This window comes from Shewanella sp. GD04112 (assembly GCF_029835735.1).
GTDB lineage: Bacteria > Pseudomonadota > Gammaproteobacteria > Enterobacterales > Shewanellaceae > Shewanella.
Genome location: NZ_JAOEAL010000001.1, coordinates 1,743,289 through 1,760,005, shown reverse-complemented (window position 1 = coordinate 1,760,005; position 16,717 = coordinate 1,743,289). Strand labels below are relative to the sequence as shown.

Here is a 16,717-nt window from a genome sequence, read left to right as displayed (position 1 = left end):
CACTTAGGATAAATTTATTGTCTTTTTTATAGTTTGGGTACAAAGCTGGAGGTGTTTTCCAAATAGTGAAAGAACCATTGGATCACAACGCCAAATTCGGGCACTAGTACAGAGTCCTTCCACCATTGGGTGTTGGGTGAGCCTGTAAAAGCATCCATAAAAAACAGCAGCGCGCTGACGATCAGAGCGCCCCTAATGGCACCGAAACACAGACCTAAGAGTCTGTCAGTGCCTGATAATCCGGTTTTAACCACTAATTGCCCAATGATGTAATTGATGAGGGCGCCGAGTATTAAGGTGGTGATAAAAAGAATAGCAATGGAGACCCCATTGCGTAGCACCTCATCGTTCATTTGCGTGAGATAAACGGCGAGGTCTTGGTAAAATTGGCTGGCAACAAAGAAAGCCGCAAACCATACCACTAACGACATGGCTTCTTTGGCAAATCCGCGGATCAGACTGATAAGAGTCGATAACCCGATAACGAAGATGATAGCGTAATCAATCCAAACCATTGAGATGGCTTTCCAGCATAGGCTTTAAGACGGCGCGATTCTACCAGAGACTGAAACGATTCTCACCCCTAGAGAGGTAAATAAATTATTTCAGCCCCTGCTGAATAGCATTAAGATTCCAAGGGATTAAAAGGCACAATTCGGCCTTTCAAACGGGTTAGGCTTTCAATTTCTTCCTGCATTTTCTTGAGCTTAGCTTCGGAAACATCGGGCCCTACGAACACTTTCGTCAATACGCCATCCTTAGGCGTGTCTGGAATTGTGTACGCCTTGTAACCACTTTTACGTAACTGCGCCACCAGCGCTTTTACGTTGGCGGCATTGCTAAATGCGCCTAGTTGCAGGGTAAGTCCAGGTTTTAATGAATCGCGGCTCACCACTTTAATGCCATCGTCTTTGGCAGGTTTTGCAGATTCTGTTTTCGCGGTTTCGGCTTTAGGTTTGTCCGCTTTCGCCACGACGGTTGGCTTGGTTTCAGGCTTTTGGGTCTCAGTTTTAGTTGGAGTCGGCTTTGGCGTCTCTTTCTTCGGCTCGGCCTTAGCGGTCTCGGTTTTCACCGGCTCTTTCACTTCAGGTTTGGTTTCTGCTTTTGCCGTCTGTGGCTTGGCTTGCTCCTTCACCGCTTCCGATTTAGGTTCGACTTTTGCCGCTGGCGTGTCTTTGACGTCAGTATTGACCGCCTGCGCTAACGCCGCCTCATCATTCGGAGAGGCCTCTTCGGGAATAGCACCTTCGCCATCCACATCCTGTGTGGACAACACCTCAAACATATCATCGGCGTTTTGCTGCGCTATCGCGGCAGGACGCAGGGGAATTTCGGCAAATTGTTCCTCTTGGCGATCCTTCTTGCCATCTAAAATATCCGGCAGAAAAATCACCCCGAGGGCGACCAGCACCACAGTGCCGACTAATCGATTATGAAACTGGCTAGACAAAACGGTTATCCTGCTTAAAGAGAGACTTAAAACCTGCCACAGTGTAAAAGGAGCCAAACACAATTACCACATCATCGGGCTGAATTTGCGCTTTTAATGCCGTCCATGCCGAGGCGATATCGTCAAACTCATGGGCCTTAGTGTCTTGCGCTAAGGTTTGGCGCAGCAGGCTTGCATTCGCGCCGCGCTCACCCTGTAAACTCACTAAGTACCAAGTATCGATTAAAGGCGAAACCACAGGCAATACGCCTGCAATGTCCTTATCCTTTAACATGCCGCACAGGGCAAACACTCGCTTCCCCGTCACCATTGGCGTGAGCTGCTTGACTAAAAAGCGCGCCGCATGGGGATTGTGCGCCACATCGAGTAAAATCAGCGGCTGCTCGTTAACTTGTTCTAAACGCCCGGTTAAGCGCGCGCTGCTGATGCCTTTGGCTATGATATCGGCTGCAATATTCGGCCAGCCATGCTCAACAATCGCAATCACAGTCGCGGCGTTCGGTAATGGCAGTGTCGGCAAACTCAGCTGCTTAAGGGTCAATATTTGGCCTTGGTAATCCCACGTCTGGCCATCTTGCTGGTAACTAAACTCCTCACCCACACGATAGAGCTTGGCGCCAACATCTTGGGCGACATCATTGACCGTATGGGGTAAGTTCGGCTCGCCGACAATGGCGGGACGACCTTGGCGAAAAATGCCCGCCTTTTCACGGCCGACCAGCTCGCGGGTATTACCCAAATACGCCTCGTGGTCTAAATCGACGGACGTCACCACGCTGATATCGGCATCAATCATGTTGGTGGCATCCAAACGGCCGCCAAGACCAACTTCTAAGATCACCACATCCAACTTGGCTGCTTTAAACAGAATTAAGCCCGCCAAGGTGGCATATTCGAAGAAGGTCAGCGAAATCTCGCCGCGCGCCGCCTCAATCTGTTCAAAGGCCGCGACAAAGGCTTCATCACTGGCATCTTGACCGTTGATGCGCACCCTTTCATTGTATTTAAGCATATGGGGCGAGCTGTAGACGCCCACCGTCAGCCCTGATAAACGCAGGATATTCTCGAGCATGGCGCAGGTGGTGCCTTTGCCATTGGTGCCCCCTACAGTGACCACTTTACTGGGGCCGAGATCCAATAAATCCAGGCGCGCGGCAACCTTTGAAACCCTCGTTAATCCCATATCGATTTCGGTTGGGTGAATCGATAATAAATAATCTAGCCATTGTGCCAGTTGCGCATTCGCACTCGGCACAGTTAAGGCAGTCTGTTCACTCGGGGCTGTGGTCATCTGTTCTTTCCTTCCTTCGATACGCGCTTCACTTAATCGGCAAAGCGGCGATTAATCCAGCATAAACAATGGCCCTAAAGCCAACTTAGGCAGTTGATACTGCTCGGGATATGTCACATCGACTAAATAGAGTCCATTGGGTTTGGCAGTGGCCGCCGCTTGATTGCGATCTTTAAGCGCCAGTAAATCCGCCATCCAGGTCAATGGTTGGTTGCCTAGGCCAATTTCCAGCAAGGAGCCAACAATGTTTCGCACCATATGGTGTAAGAAGGCATTAGCAGAAATATCGACAATCACATACATGCCCTGACGGGTCACTTTAACGCTGTGCACATTGCGAAATGGGGTTTTCGATTGGCATTGAATCGCGCGAAAACTGGTAAAGTCTTGTTCACCAAGCAGCGCCTGCGCCGCAATATGCATTTTATCGGCGTCGATATCACCGTGGTAATGGCTCACGCCGTGACGTAGGATCCCAGGGCGGAAATTATGATTGTAAATCACATAGCGATAACGTCTGGCCGTGGCAGAAAAGCGAGCATGGAAGCTGTCATCCACCTCTTTTGCCCAACGAACGGCGATATTATCGGGCAAATTGGCATTCACCCCTAAGGTCCACGCGCCTTCGTTACGTATGGCATTCGTCTCGAAATGCACCACCTGTCCCGTTGCATGAACGCCGGCATCGGTTCGTCCCGCACAGAACAAGCTGATGGGTTCGTTGGCCACCTTAGATAAGGCTTGTTCTAATTGCCCTTGTACTGAATCGACTTCGGCCTGACGTTGCCAACCGAAATAACCACTGCCGTCATATTCAATACCTAATGCAATCCGCATCCACACATCCTCACAGTTAATTTAGCGGCGCATTTTATCACAGCAGCCCACAAAAAAAACGGCGCTCTGCGCGCCGTTAGTGTGAAATCAAGCCCCTTAGGGATTAGCCCATCTCTTTAAGTAAACGAGCAGCTTCTTCTTGCTGACGCTCGTTACCGTCGATTTGGACTTCCCGTAGCAATGCTTTGGCACTGTCGCTATCATCGATTTCGATATAGGCGCGGGCTAAATCGAGCTTGGCATTGACTGAGTTTTCCTCATCGTCCACGTCGATCATAGCGGCATCGCCAATCAGGGCACCCACATCGCTCATCTCCACATCCATTTCGGGATAGAGATCTGTCTCTGTGTTGTCCTGCTCGGCATCGTTAAGCAGTTTTTCGATATCGATATAACCATGCTCGTTTTGGAAGTTAGTTAAATCATGCTCTGGAACAAACTTCTTCGACTTGCGAGATTCCTGCGCATCGAGCGCCGCTAGAGCCTCATCTACGGTGAGCGTATGCTCATCATCGAGGGCAAAGCTGTCCTCAGGGGTTAATATTTCTTCCTCTTCGAGCTCGGTATTGGTGCTAAAGGCGGCAAGTACGCTGTCATCGCTTAAATCGACATCATCTGTATCGTCTTTTAAATCGAACTCGTGGCCTAAATCTAGCTCATCGTCGAGATTAAACTCAGTGCTCGAAGCTGTATTTTTGGCATCAACCTCTGGCTGATTATCTGGCGCAAACTCTAGCGGTTTACGCGACGTGCCCTGCACTGGTACCGGATCTAAAGGCAAATCGGCTTCAGGTTTGACCGGCGTTTTCGCTTCAGGCGTAGGCGCAAAATTCAGTTCGGTATCCCAATCGAGAACATGGGGATCTTTAGTCTTGTTGGCCTTTAAGTCATTGAAGAAAGATGACTCTTTTTCCTTCGCACTCGCAGCGGCTGCCACGGCAGATGCGGCGACAGCGGCACCAAGAACAGGTGCGATATCATCAGTATCTTCATCAAAGCCCGTAAACTTAGGCTCTGTGGCAGCGTCATCGGCACTGTTATCCGTACTGTCTTGGTTATCTGCAATCTCTTCGCTCAGTTCGAAGGTATCGTCAGTACCATCAATGGCATGGGCGGCACCAATGCCCTTGAGTAAATCTTCTTCCTCGTCTTTTTCTTCTGGTTCGACATGGGTGGTTTCTAAGTCGAAGTTAAAGTCGTCGGCATCCGCCTCGGCTTGTTCAGGCACATCGAACTCGGCTAAGAGTGAATCGAGGTCGTCCTCTGCCGTCGACAAGTCTTCAGGTAATGCGGCTTCGAGTTCGGCGGCGATTTCATCGCGCTCAATGGCGGCTTCTGCTTGAGCCATATCCTCGGCAACGGTGTCGTCGATAACAGCCTCTTCGACGAGCGCTTCTTGCGTGTTAAAGCCTGCCAATAACTGGTCGAGATCTTCATCGCTCGTTGGTAAGTTTGGAGCGAGTTCATCATCCAACTCGGCAGCAATGGCCGCAGCGACTTCAAGATCGGGCTGCGCAGGAGCATCTAGGTCCGCGAGTAGCGCATCGATATCGTCGGATTCGCTTACGCCCATGTCAGTTAAGTCGGCATCGAGCTCGGCGGCAATTTCATCGCTTAAATCGGGTTCGGGTGCGGCGGGTTTATCAAAATCTGCCAGTAAAGCATCAATATCGTCGGTTTGCGCGACACCCAACTCGGCTAAGTCATCGTCCAATTCGGCGGCAATTTCATCACCGAGATCATCAGCAGTTTCTGCTGGCGCCTTGCCATAATCGGCCAATAAGGCATCGAGATCCTCATCGGCAGGTTCGTTAGCCTCTGGCTGGTTAAAGCCTGCGAGTAACGCATCGATATCGTCGTCGGCAGGCACAGCGTCGTTTTCAAGCTCAGCGTCCAGCTCTGTGGCTAAGTCAGCGCCTAGCCCAGAATCTAGCTCGGCGGCAATCGCGGTGGCTAAATCTTCATCCTCTGTATCTGGCGCAGTTTCAGCAGGTAAATCGAAACTGGCTAATTCGTCGAGTTCGTCGAGCTCTTCAGCTGTAGCTTGAGCCTCCTGCGGGGTCTCTTCTTCATCAGAGCCTAATCCGGCCAGCAGTGCATCGAGGTCTTCTTCCTCAATAATATTGCCGGATGCGGCTTTCTCTTCGGCAAAGGCTTCGGCTTCCTCTTGATCACCCATGGCCTCTGCCCAGAGATCGTCCAGAGACTGGCCTTCATCCTCTTCAAATTGAGGTTCAGGCTCAGTGCTGACACCTGGGTCAATAAACATTTCTGATGCCATGTCCATTTGTTCATGGCTATCGGTCATTTCCTGCTCGGGTTGCAGATCGACACTGCCGACATCGAGTAAGCTGTCGATCGAATCAGCATGGTCAGTATCTAGATGCACGGCCATGTCGCTGAGATCGTCATCATCCATCGCCAGCACGGATGCACTCGCCACGCCAGCCGCACCCGCGGCCATCATCGCCGCCTGCTGTGCTTCTAGCTCGCGGCGCTCTTTATTGCGTTTACGGCGTAATAGCCAGAAAACGAGCACCAGTAGCAATAATGCGGGGATCACCGCCGCCGCAACGAGGAGCAGCGGATTACTCATCAGGTTACGCCACAAATCATCGGGCTCTGCGGGCATGGCAGGCTCGTCTGTCGTCGCGGTCTCTGGCGTTTGTGCGGCCTCAACCTCGGCTTTAAGTGCAAGGTTTTGCTTCTTACTGGCCTGTAGGGTTTCTTCTAATACCGCAATCTGTTGATTTAATTCTTCAACCTTGGCTTTGAGTGTCTCAACATCGGTATTTCTCACCGCGAGTTGGTCTTGCGCTCTGGCTAACTCATCGGTCAGGGATAAATTCTTGCTCTCCGCCGCTTCGAGGCGTGCATTGACATCCGAACTCACCATCTTAGGCGCGGTTGGCGTAGCAGCCACTTCGGTATTGGTCACTTTCGCCGCTTCGGGCTTGACCTCGGCCTTAGGGGGTGTCTCCACCTTAGGTTTAGGCTGTGCAACTGTCTGAGTCGGTGCAACGGGCTTAGTCGCAGGTTTGGTTTCTGCCTTAGGCGTGGCTTTAGCGCCAGAACGAGCCTGCTTATCGCTACGCTCGGCGCGGGCAATGGCCAGACTATTGGGGATGGCGAGCATCACTTCTTTCGAAGGGATCAGCAAAATCATGCCACGTTCGAGGCTGTTATAACTGTCGGAGTTAAACGCATGGGGGTTAGCATCAAATACTGCGGCCATCACCTGATAAACGCTGACACTGGCATCGGGACGGACTTTTTGCGCAATGCTCCAGAAAGTGTCCTTAGAGGTCGTTGGTCCATATTGATGATTGACCTGACGGATCTGTCCGTCTGGCCCCATGATTTTTAAAGGTTTTATTTTTGGAGTATCAGCAGCTATCGCAGGATCAATAAAAGAGGTCGTGGAAGAAACAGCTAAAACGGTGGCCATCAGGCCCACAAGATACGAAGTGCGAAATTTCATCAATCCTTCCCTTTGAAGCGCTATTTAAGTTATCTCGCTGATAACAGGCTTTAGGCAATTGTATTTATTGAGATTACTATAAACTAGAAATCCCAGCCCTGCTACTGTTCACAATTGTAAAACAAAAAAAGCCTGCTGGCAGCAGGCTTTTTCACTGGGCATCAATTGCCACTTAAGAGTTAGTAATAGTCTCTCACTAAAATCTCGGCAATTTGCACACTGTTTAAGGCTGCGCCTTTACGAATATTGTCCGACACCACCCAAAGGTTAATACCGTGAGAATGGGAAATATCCTTACGCACACGACCCACATAAACAGGATCGGTACCCGCTGCATGGGTTACAGCCGTTGGATATTCGTCATCGGATTCGAACAATACCACTCCTTCGGCATCGCGCAGTAAAGCTTTAATATCTTCTGCATCGGCGACTTGACGCGTCTCGATATGTACGGCTTCTGAGTGACCATAGAAGACTGGCACACGCACGGCCGTTGCGTTGACGAGGATTTCGTCATCACCGAAAATCTTCTGGGTTTCCCAGACCATTTTCATTTCTTCTTTGGTGTAGCCGTTATCCATAAATTTATCGATTTGCGGCAATACGTTAAACGCGATTTGCTTTGGATAAACTTCAGCATCAGCAGGCAGACCTTGCAGCAACTTAGTGCATTGTTTTGCCAGCTCTTCAATCGCCTTTTTACCGGTACCAGAGACTGACTGATAGGTCGCAACGTTAATACGGCTGATACCGTAAGTATCGTAAATCGGTTTTAGTGCCACCAGCATTTGGATGGTCGAGCAGTTCGGGTTAGCAATGATGTTACGATTGCGGAAATCGGCAATCGCATGGGGGTTAACCTCAGGCACAACCAATGGAATATCAATGTCATAGCGGAAGTGAGAGGTGTTATCGATCACCACACAACCCGCTTCAGCGGCGATAGGCGCCCACTTGGCCGAGACATCGCCACCAGCAGAGAAGAAGCCTAACTGTGCTTGACTCCAATCGAAGGTTTCGACGTCCAAAATGGTAACTTGTTTGCCATGGAAGCTGACCGTTTCACCGGCGCTACGGCTACTGGCTAAAGGATATAAGTTCGCAACCGGGAAGTTACGCTCTTCGAGGATCTCAATCATAGTTTGACCCACTGCGCCCGATGCACCTAAAACGACAACATTAAATTCCTGCGACATAATTACCGACCGACTCCTGAAAAACCTAAATTGGACAACCAATCTACCTCAGATTGGCCGTGATAAGCCAGCGCCAATGCACTAAATTCGCGTCTATGTTTGTGATTTTTTCTCATAGTGTCGAAGCCATTCGACCTTGCAAAGCCATTTCGGAATACGGCATCGTCATCACGCAGGTCGTAGACGAATCTTGCGAGTTGTAATAAGGCTTTTTCATCGGGAATTTTTTCGAGTTCGACCGCCTTAAAATGAAATGGCGGCAAGAGCTCGGATAAGCGTTTGGTGGCAGGAATGGCTAACAACTCACACAACTTTTGGTACAGCATAAAAGTGCCACGGGCCTTACCTTCTAAGCTGTAACCGGCGATATGCGGGGTCGCAAACTCAGCAAAAGGCACCAGCTCAGGCATGGGATTCGGCTCCCCTTCCCATACATCGAGCACCAATTTAAGGTCATCCCTTTGCTGCTTAACCTTAATTAAGGCTTGATTATCAATCACGTCACCACGGCAGCAGTTCACAAGCCAGGTATTGGATTTAAGACTCATCAGGCGCGCTTCATCGAATAAATGCAGCGTCTTATGCTCGCCAGTGCGAGTGATGGGCACATGTAGACTGATGATATCCGCTTGGTGTAATAGGGTTTCAAGGCTCACAAAATGACGGGGATCGCCCTCGGCCGCTTTGATAGGGTCATTGAGTAATACCTTAATACCGTAGGCTTCGAGGCATTTGGCCGTCGCGCTACCAGTATTGCCCGCGCCGACAATACCCACAACCTTTCCTTTTAGCGGCGAATTAAACCGCGCCGCCAGTTCTAACATCGCAATAAAGGCAAACTCCCCGACTGCGGTCGCATTACAGCCGGGCGCATTCGAAAAGGGAATACCACGCCCTGCAAGATAAGCTAGATCCACATGGTCCGTCCCTATGGTGGCACTGCCGACAAACTTAAGTTTTGGATTGGCATCTAACAATGCAGCATTGACTCGGGTTACCGAGCGCACCAGCAGCACATCGGCATCTTGCACCTGCTCGGGCGTCAGCGTGCGGCCATTGACTGGGATTATCTCGCCTAACGCCCCAAATAAGGGTTCGACATAGGGCATATTTTCATCGACAACAATCTTCATGGGGACCTTTCTGATAAAAATGGGCTAGAGAGTGAGTAGCCAAGGATTCTAGCAAGACTCTGATCATAAACCCAATCCCTGAGTCGCATTATGCCAATCGAATTTAAAATCTGTTCATTCAGCGGGAGCCACAAGCATTCCATTCCCTCGTTACATTGACTTAAAAGGGAATAACCATTTCTACATCAATTCACCTTGGATTGAGATGCCGGAGAGGCTCTGAACTGAATTAGATATTTAATGTGATTGGTATTTCTGAATTTCAGCCAATAAAAAAGGAAGCCTAAGCTTCCTTTTTTAACGAAAATAATGGCTTACTTATATTTACGCATCACTAATGTTGCGTTAGTGCCACCAAAACCAAAGCTGTTGCTCATCACAGTGTTTAGCTCTGCATCGCGGTATTCACGCACGATTGGCATGTCTTTCGCGGCTTCATCTAAGTTATCGATGTTGATGCTAGGAGCAATAAAGCTGTTTTCCATCATGATCAAGCTGTAGATGGCTTCGTGTACACCCGCCGCGCCTAAGGCATGGCCTGTCATAGACTTAGTCGATGCAACTGGTGGGCACTTGTCTTTAAAGACTTCACGCAGGGCTTCTAACTCACGCACGTCACCAACTGGGGTAGAAGTACCGTGGGTGTTGATGTAATCAATTGGCGTGTCCACATCGGCCAGAGCCATTTGCATACAACGCACCGCACCTTCGCCAGACGGAGCTACCATGTCGTAACCGTCTGATGATGCGCCATAACCAATCACTTCAGCGTAAATCTTCGCGCCACGAGCCAGAGCGTGCTCTAACTCTTCAACAATTAAGATACCGCCGCCACCGGAGATCACGAAACCATCACGGTCCGCATCATAGGTGCGAGAGGCTTTTTCTGGAGTGTCGTTGTATTTAGTCGACAGTGCGCCCATCGCATCGAAGCCCATGGTCAGGGTCCAATCCACTTCTTCTGAACCGCCCGCAAACACCATATCTTGCTTACCCATTTGGATAAGTTCAACGGCGTGACCGATACAGTGAGCACTGGTCGCACAGGCTGAACTGATTGAGTAGTTCATGCCTTTGATTTTGAAGGGGGTAGCCAAACACGCGCTGGCTGTGCTCGACATAATGCGTGGCACGATATAAGGACCGACGCGTTTTACGCCTTTTTCGCGCAGAATATCCGCAGCTTGAACTTGGTTAGAAGACGAAGCGCCGCCTGTGCCCACAATCAAACCTACGCGAGGATTTGAATACTGCTCTTCAGTTAACTGAGCATCCTTAATGGCTTCTTGCATTGCAATGTAAGCATATGCCGCAGCATCGCCCATAAAACGCAGCGCTTTACGGTCAATCAGCTCAGAAGGATCTAATTTGATATTGCCCCATACATGACTGCGTAGTTGCATTTCTTCAAACTGAGCGGAATGTGTAATACCACTACGGCCCGCTTTAAGTGACTCAGTCACTTCTTGCTTGTTATTACCGATACTTGAAACAACACCCATTCCGGTGATCACGACTCTTTTCATTTTATTGCTATCCATTGTGTACATGTCAGTACCTACTTTTTGCTGAGCCAATAGTATCTGTTTTGCTTCAATTAAGTGGTCAGCTTTCCATAAAGGCGGGTAAAATAATGCCCAATATGAGACTGAGAGTATATTTCTTTGACTGCTAAGCCCCAAAAATCTTGCCAATTTAAGCGTGATTACCCGCAATTGATCAACCTTTATCCCCCATGCGCGTTGACTACTGCACAGTCTCTGGACAATTTAACTCGCCTTCGACTCTCTCGCTTAACGACGCCATCAACCCAACTCGGTCAGGGACTGTGCGTCATGGGACAATGGGGATTAGGCGATGGACTCGAGCTGCTCTCTCTACTACAACACTGGCAAACGCAGACTCAAAGCAACACACGGCTGTTAGTCAAAGTGTTTGAGCCCAATCCCATTAACGATTACGAACTTAAATTACTTTGGGATCAATCGCAAAGCTTAATTTCCACGCCTCATTTACAACCGATTGCCAATGCCTTACTTAAGGCAAAACCTGCACGCATTATAGGGTGCCAGAGATTAATTTTTGATGACGGCCGCATCACGGTCGATTTGCATTTTGGCGACCCGCAAACCTCACTCACCAATTTGCCCCACAGCCCTGCTCATCCCATTCAGCAATGGCTGGTTTTACCGTATTTGGCGGCGCAGCTTAATGGCAAGCAAGTCTGGCAAATGGCCCGTTTGAGTACCGATGATGCCCAGCTGATTGGGGTCAATTTGGCTGAAACCGTGCAACAGCTTGCCCACAGCAGTGGCTTTAGCACACTTAACGTCAGCCAAGATGCCTTAAATGGTGATGAAAATGACACACTGCCAAGCCAGATTATCACCGATGAGATTTTGCTCCATGAGCGCAAACTGCTACGCCAGCAAGCCGATACTGCTCAGGCATTTACCCCAAAACCTGCAGCGCTCGCCACTAAAGATCATCCCGTTGCCATCGTCGGTGGCGGACTGGCATCAGCGAACCTAATGCTCTCCCTTGCCGAACGAGGTCAAAGTAGCACCTTGTTTTGTAAGGATAATGAGTTAGGCCAAGGCGCATCCGGCAATCGTCAAGGGGCGATTTATCCCCTACTCACGCCTGAAAATGATGAACTGAGTCGTTTTTTCCAACAGGCATTTTTGTTCAGCCGTCGCCGTATCGAAGCGCTGAGCCATGCGTCGATGATTGAGACAGATGCCACCCCGAATGTTACCGCGATTTCCCATGACTTTTGTGGGGTACTGCAAACGGGTCATGATGAGCGCAGCCAACAACGGTTGGATAAAATCATCCAAAGTCAGGACTGGCCGACGGAAATCGCCTACGCCGTGGATGCGAATGAAGCCAACGAAATTGCTCAAATAGGGATTGATAAGGCTGGATTTTTTTATCCCCTCGGAGGCTGGGTATGCCCATTTGAATACGCCAAAGCCGCGGTGGATAAGGCCTCGCAGCTTGCCAATGTGCAGTGCCATTTCAATACCGAGATCACCGAAATTGAATGTGATGCAAAGGCTTGGTATCTCCACAGTCAAGGCCAGCGTTTTGGACCATTCCGCCAACTCGTGCTCGCCAATGGCGCGCAGCTCACCCAATTTTCGGCCAGTGAGCGATTACAGATAAGTCCGTTTCGCGGCCAAGTGAGCCACGTCCCCGCCCAATTTAAGCTGAGCCAACTGGCGACAGTGTTATGCGCGAACGGTTACCTCACGCCAAGTCATCAAGGCTTGCATTGCCTCGGCGCCAGTTATGTCAAAGCGGCGGAGCACCTCGATTTTTGCCCGCAAGAGCAACGGGAAAACCTAGGCAAAATGCAAGAAAGCTACCCCAACCAAGCCTGGGTTGACGATATCGACATCAGCGGTAATAGCGCCCGTGTCGGCGTGCGGATGGTGACGCGGGATCATTTCCCCATGATGGGTTGTGCGCCCGATGTGGCTGAAATATTGGCGCGCTATGAACAGCATCAACTCAATCAGCAGCAGGCCGAACAAAGCAAGCATTATTGGCAAACGACCCCGGCTCCGATCCTCGATGGCCTTTATATCCTAGGTGGCTTAGGGTCACGGGGATTAAGCTCTGGCCCCTTAGCGGCCGAATGTTTGGCGGCGCAATTAACCGGTGAGCCGCTGCCACTGGATTGGCCAACCTTAAATAAACTCAACCCCAATCGGATGTGGCTACGCAAATTACTAAAGGGTAAAGCACTTTAGTAAAGAGCGCTTTAGCAAAGAGCGGCTTGATTTAAAACCAGCAATTAAAACAAAGGCTTATAATTGATATGCTAATCAGGCTTGCATCTAATCGCACCAATGATTGGCAGCCCAAAACAAAAAGGATTAAGCAGTGCTTAATCCTTTTTTGTATTTCGACTGAGCCTTGATCGTTAACCCTAGAGCGAAGAACCCTGCTTAGTGGTTTTTACTCGGGTGCGATTATTGTTGTCGCGACTTTGACGGATCAAGGCATCACCGTCAAACTCGGTTTGAGCTGATAGCTGCTCGCGATGGGCTTTCGCCAACCTATCGTAAAGCAATACGTTCACCGAGGCCGCCAGATTCATGCAGCCTACAGTCGGCACATACACCACGTCATCGGCTCTATCGATAATCTCTTGGCCAATGGTGCCATCCTCTGGGCCAAACACATAAAAAGCTTTCTCGGGATGCACAAACTCAGGTAAGGGTGTTGCCCCTAGGACTAAATCCACGCACACCAGCTTAGTGTCAGAGGGGAGCGCATCGAGTAAGGAGGCAACCCCAGTTAACGGAATGCGTTCGGCGGCGCTCTGCGTATCGGCATTATATTGCTGCGGCCCACGGGCAGCATACTCATAGCGTTTGCCGGTGTAGAACACGGCATCGACACCATAACAGCCGGAAGCGCGCATAATGCCGCCTACGTTCGTCGGGGTTTTCGGATTGACTAGACCGATATAAACCGCTTGCTGCGCCTCAGGTTTTGCCATGGCATCAACCGAAGTCGTCGTGGATATACTCATCAATTAGGCCGCTAAATGACTAACAATCTTGCCATGCAATTGTGTCCACGCCGCTTCAACTAATGCAAAATCGGCATCATTTAATTCTTGGCGCGCGAGGGCTAAACAGTCGGTCATTTTTTCGAGCAAGGCTGCTAGCGTGCTCTCGCCTTCGTCTTCAAGTTGCGATAACACCACCGCCACATGCCCTTGCAGATAACCACAGGCAAATAAGGCGTCGTCATCACCATGGCTCACTACAGACTCAATCCACTGTTCTAGTGCTTCTTCATACTGCTCTAACATCGGGTCAAACTCTCCAATAACGTATTTCGCCCAAATGGCCTCAGGCCCCTCGGTGCTATAAATCTGAATAGTCGGGGTTGGCCACCTGATACATCACATAATCATGGTAACCCGTCGTTACTTTGTAATAGCCACAAAGCTCACGATCTAATTGAGGGTCGCCACTATCCACAATTAAGGGGCGTCCTTCAAGTGCTTTTAGCTTAGTTTTTGTGGCGAGGATAATAATATTGTCCTTACCGAGGCGGCGGATAAGCTCTGGCGACAACTGCTGATTGCCACGACCGAGAATATGCCCCTGCCCGCCAATCAAAGTAATTACCAGTTTTGCCGGCTTATCTTGGGTAACGTCGAGCAACTGCTTGGCGGTTAAATCACTCGCCACTAAGGTATTATCTTGGATAAGATCAACCCCCAACAGGGTGTTATCGAGGCCAAGCTCTTCCATTACAAAGGCGACCGTGCTGCCCGAGCCCATAATGTATAGCTCGTCTTCCATCTGCTGGATAACATCGGCCGCAATGTCGGCGAGCACGAGCTCATCGACTTCTTTTCCGCCCATCTTCACCGCTTGCACATAACGGGGTTCTGCTGGCACTAATAGCTCACCAAACCGTTTGGCGCGCACCGTGCCTTGGCGAAAGGCCACTTCATCAATATCCATCACATCGGCGCTCATCAGGCTGACTAACTCACCCTCGAGCAGCATTTTCACCACCATGCCCGCAGCATGGGGGGTGATGCCGTAAACGCCCGAATGGATTTTTACCCCAGCCGGCACACCAAGCACAGGTAATTTATCGTCGATAACGGCTTGTTCAAACACGCTATACACATCGCGCGCCGTGCCATCGCCCCCCGCAAACAGTAATAAATCTAACGGTTCATCAAGCAAGGTACGCACAACGGCTTGCGTGTCCATCGCTTGAGTTTTATCCGGAGTTTGATACACCACACGGGTGTTAAAACCTAAGGCGTTGGCGGCATCCTCCCCCATCACACCTGAGGCGGTAATGATTTCGATATCTTTGGCAAAAGGGGCAATCACTTCTAAGGCTTGCATCATACGCTTTATCGCCTTGGGCTCGGCGCCTAAGGCAAGGGCTTCTTCTGCCACACCATCGCTGCCCTTAAGACCCACACTACCACCTAAACCCGCCAGTGGATTGATGACTAAGCCTAAACGAAACCGGATCACCTTAACCTCTCTTGTTAATTATTTTAGTTTTTACAATGAGTTATTTTCACAATCAATGTCAGCTTATGACGCAACCGCTTGCGCCCTATCCTTAGGGATCAAAAATACCGCTAACATGGCCGCAAAGGCACAGGCCGCCGCAAATACCCAAGACCATACAGCGCCGCTACCATCACCCCAGATATAACCGCAAATCCACGTTCCGAGTGCGCCGCCAACCCCAAAGCTTAAGCTGGCATACAGGGCTTGTCCTTGACTGCGATGACTGGCATCAAAATGACGGTGCACAAACTGAATCGAGGCCGCATGGGTCAAACCGAAGGTGAACGCATGTAGCACTTGGCTTAAGCCCAGTAATAACATGCTCTCAACACCAAAGGCCACCAGCAACCAACGCACGGCGGTCATAGCGATACTGACGACAAGCAAGGTATTGACGCCATAACGTCCAAGCAAGCGAGGCGCAAACATAAACATCACGATTTCGGCCATTGCCCCGAGGGCGACAAAAATTCCCGCGGCCGCTTCGGTGTAACCCGCCTGCTTAAGGTAGAGCACAAAGAAACCGTAAAAAGGTCCAGCGCTCATCTGTAATAACATCGCCGACACCATGAACCACAGAATGGGCTTAGTCCATTTGAGCGGCTGCCGCTCCAGCCCTTGAGGGCGCACAGCACGATTCGCAGGCAACGGCAAGGCGCTGACCAGCATCCCAGTAAACAAGGCTAAACCAATATAAGGCAATACCTCGGTACCCCATTGGCCGATGGCAAAACCGGCACCAACCACTAAGCAGATATAGCCAATGCTGCCAAAACTGCGGATTTGTCCATAGCGGCTGGCATTTTCACCTAAGGTTTCAAGGGTGATCACCTCAAGCTGTGCCAAAATCGCGTTCCAGAAGAAGGTATATAGCGCAAGGCTCAGCGCCATATACACAAAGCCACCGTGATAGAAGAAACTCAAATACGCCAGCATCGCCGCGCCAGCGCCCATCTTCACCAATTCGGAGCGCATGCCAGTGCGATCGGCCACCTTAGCCCACACATTGGGTGCCACGATACGGGTCGCCATTAAAATCGCCAGCAAAAAACCGATTTCTTGAGGGTTAAATCCACGGTTTTCGAAGAAGACCCCAAGGTAAGGGATCATAGTGCCGAGAATTGAAAAGAAGAAAAAATAACAGGCACATAGCCAGCGTAACTGCTGGCTTGTGCTAGAGATTGTTGGCATTAACGCATTCCATTTATTACACAGCCGCTATGCATCTTTATTCCATGCAGACTGTCTCATTCATCGC

General features: G+C 50.1%; 13 protein-coding genes. 1 reads left to right on the top strand and 12 read right to left on the bottom strand.

Annotation, left to right across the window (positions count from 1 at the left end; all coding sequences use genetic code 11):
* Window positions 1–26: 26 nt before the first annotated feature.
* The 8 genes from N7386_RS07950 to fabB form a co-directional block, all read right to left on the bottom strand.
* Window positions 27–515: a CvpA family protein gene (locus tag N7386_RS07950; RefSeq protein ID WP_011716539.1), complete on the bottom strand. Its 489-nt coding sequence runs from the start codon at window positions 513–515 to the stop codon at window positions 27–29.
* A gap of 110 nt (window positions 516–625) precedes the next feature.
* Window positions 626–1,450 (bottom strand): SPOR domain-containing protein, encoded by an 825-nt coding sequence (locus tag N7386_RS07945; RefSeq protein ID WP_279767861.1) that lies wholly within the window; start codon window positions 1,448–1,450, stop codon window positions 626–628.
* Window positions 1,443–2,741: a bifunctional tetrahydrofolate synthase/dihydrofolate synthase gene (gene folC, locus N7386_RS07940; RefSeq protein WP_279767860.1), complete on the bottom strand. Its 1,299-nt coding sequence runs from the start codon at window positions 2,739–2,741 to the stop codon at window positions 1,443–1,445. Before folC ends, N7386_RS07945 begins: the two co-directional genes overlap by 8 nt.
* A 51-nt stretch (window positions 2,742–2,792) precedes the next feature.
* The gene (truA, locus tag N7386_RS07935; RefSeq protein WP_109287979.1) at window positions 2,793–3,578 is read right to left on the bottom strand and encodes a tRNA pseudouridine(38-40) synthase TruA; all 786 of its coding nucleotides are present in this window, start codon (window positions 3,576–3,578) and stop codon (window positions 2,793–2,795) included.
* A gap of 103 nt (window positions 3,579–3,681) precedes the next feature.
* The gene (locus tag N7386_RS07930; protein ID WP_279767859.1) at window positions 3,682–7,059 is read right to left on the bottom strand and encodes a FimV/HubP family polar landmark protein; all 3,378 of its coding nucleotides are present in this window, start codon (window positions 7,057–7,059) and stop codon (window positions 3,682–3,684) included.
* A gap of 179 nt (window positions 7,060–7,238) precedes the next feature.
* Window positions 7,239–8,255 carry an aspartate-semialdehyde dehydrogenase gene (locus N7386_RS07925; RefSeq protein WP_023267706.1) on the bottom strand — a complete coding sequence of 339 codons (1,017 nt, stop codon included), beginning with the start codon at window positions 8,253–8,255 and terminating at the stop codon, window positions 7,239–7,241.
* Between the two features lie 2 nt (window positions 8,256–8,257).
* A complete protein-coding gene (locus N7386_RS07920) occupies window positions 8,258–9,388 on the bottom strand; it encodes a 4-phosphoerythronate dehydrogenase (RefSeq protein WP_126512925.1) in 1,131 nt (376 codons plus the stop codon).
* A gap of 314 nt (window positions 9,389–9,702) precedes the next feature.
* Window positions 9,703–10,914, bottom strand: a complete 1,212-nt coding sequence (gene fabB, locus N7386_RS07915) for a beta-ketoacyl-ACP synthase I (RefSeq protein WP_041408740.1) — start codon at window positions 10,912–10,914, stop codon at window positions 9,703–9,705.
* 138 nt (window positions 10,915–11,052) lie between these two features.
* Here fabB and mnmC point away from each other — a divergent pair, with 138 nt between their 5' ends.
* Window positions 11,053–13,146: an FAD-dependent 5-carboxymethylaminomethyl-2-thiouridine(34) oxidoreductase MnmC gene (gene mnmC / locus N7386_RS07910; protein WP_126512924.1), complete on the top strand. Its 2,094-nt coding sequence runs from the start codon at window positions 11,053–11,055 to the stop codon at window positions 13,144–13,146.
* 179 nt (window positions 13,147–13,325) lie between these two features.
* Here mnmC and N7386_RS07905 read toward each other — a convergent pair whose 3' ends face one another.
* The 4 genes from N7386_RS07905 to N7386_RS07890 form a co-directional block, all read right to left on the bottom strand.
* Window positions 13,326–13,934: an RNA methyltransferase gene (locus N7386_RS07905; protein ID WP_126512923.1), complete on the bottom strand. Its 609-nt coding sequence runs from the start codon at window positions 13,932–13,934 to the stop codon at window positions 13,326–13,328.
* 3 nt (window positions 13,935–13,937) lie between these two features.
* Window positions 13,938–14,219 (bottom strand): YfcL family protein, encoded by a 282-nt coding sequence (locus N7386_RS07900; protein ID WP_086904066.1) that lies wholly within the window; start codon window positions 14,217–14,219, stop codon window positions 13,938–13,940.
* Between the two features lie 55 nt (window positions 14,220–14,274).
* Entirely contained in the window at window positions 14,275–15,417 is a 1,143-nt protein-coding gene (locus N7386_RS07895; RefSeq protein WP_126512922.1) for an ATP-NAD kinase family protein, read from the bottom strand.
* Between the two features lie 63 nt (window positions 15,418–15,480).
* Complete coding sequence (locus N7386_RS07890) at window positions 15,481–16,650, bottom strand: MFS transporter (RefSeq protein WP_126512921.1); 1,170 nt, start codon at window positions 16,648–16,650, stop codon at window positions 15,481–15,483.
* Between the last annotated feature and the right edge of the window lie 67 nt (window positions 16,651–16,717).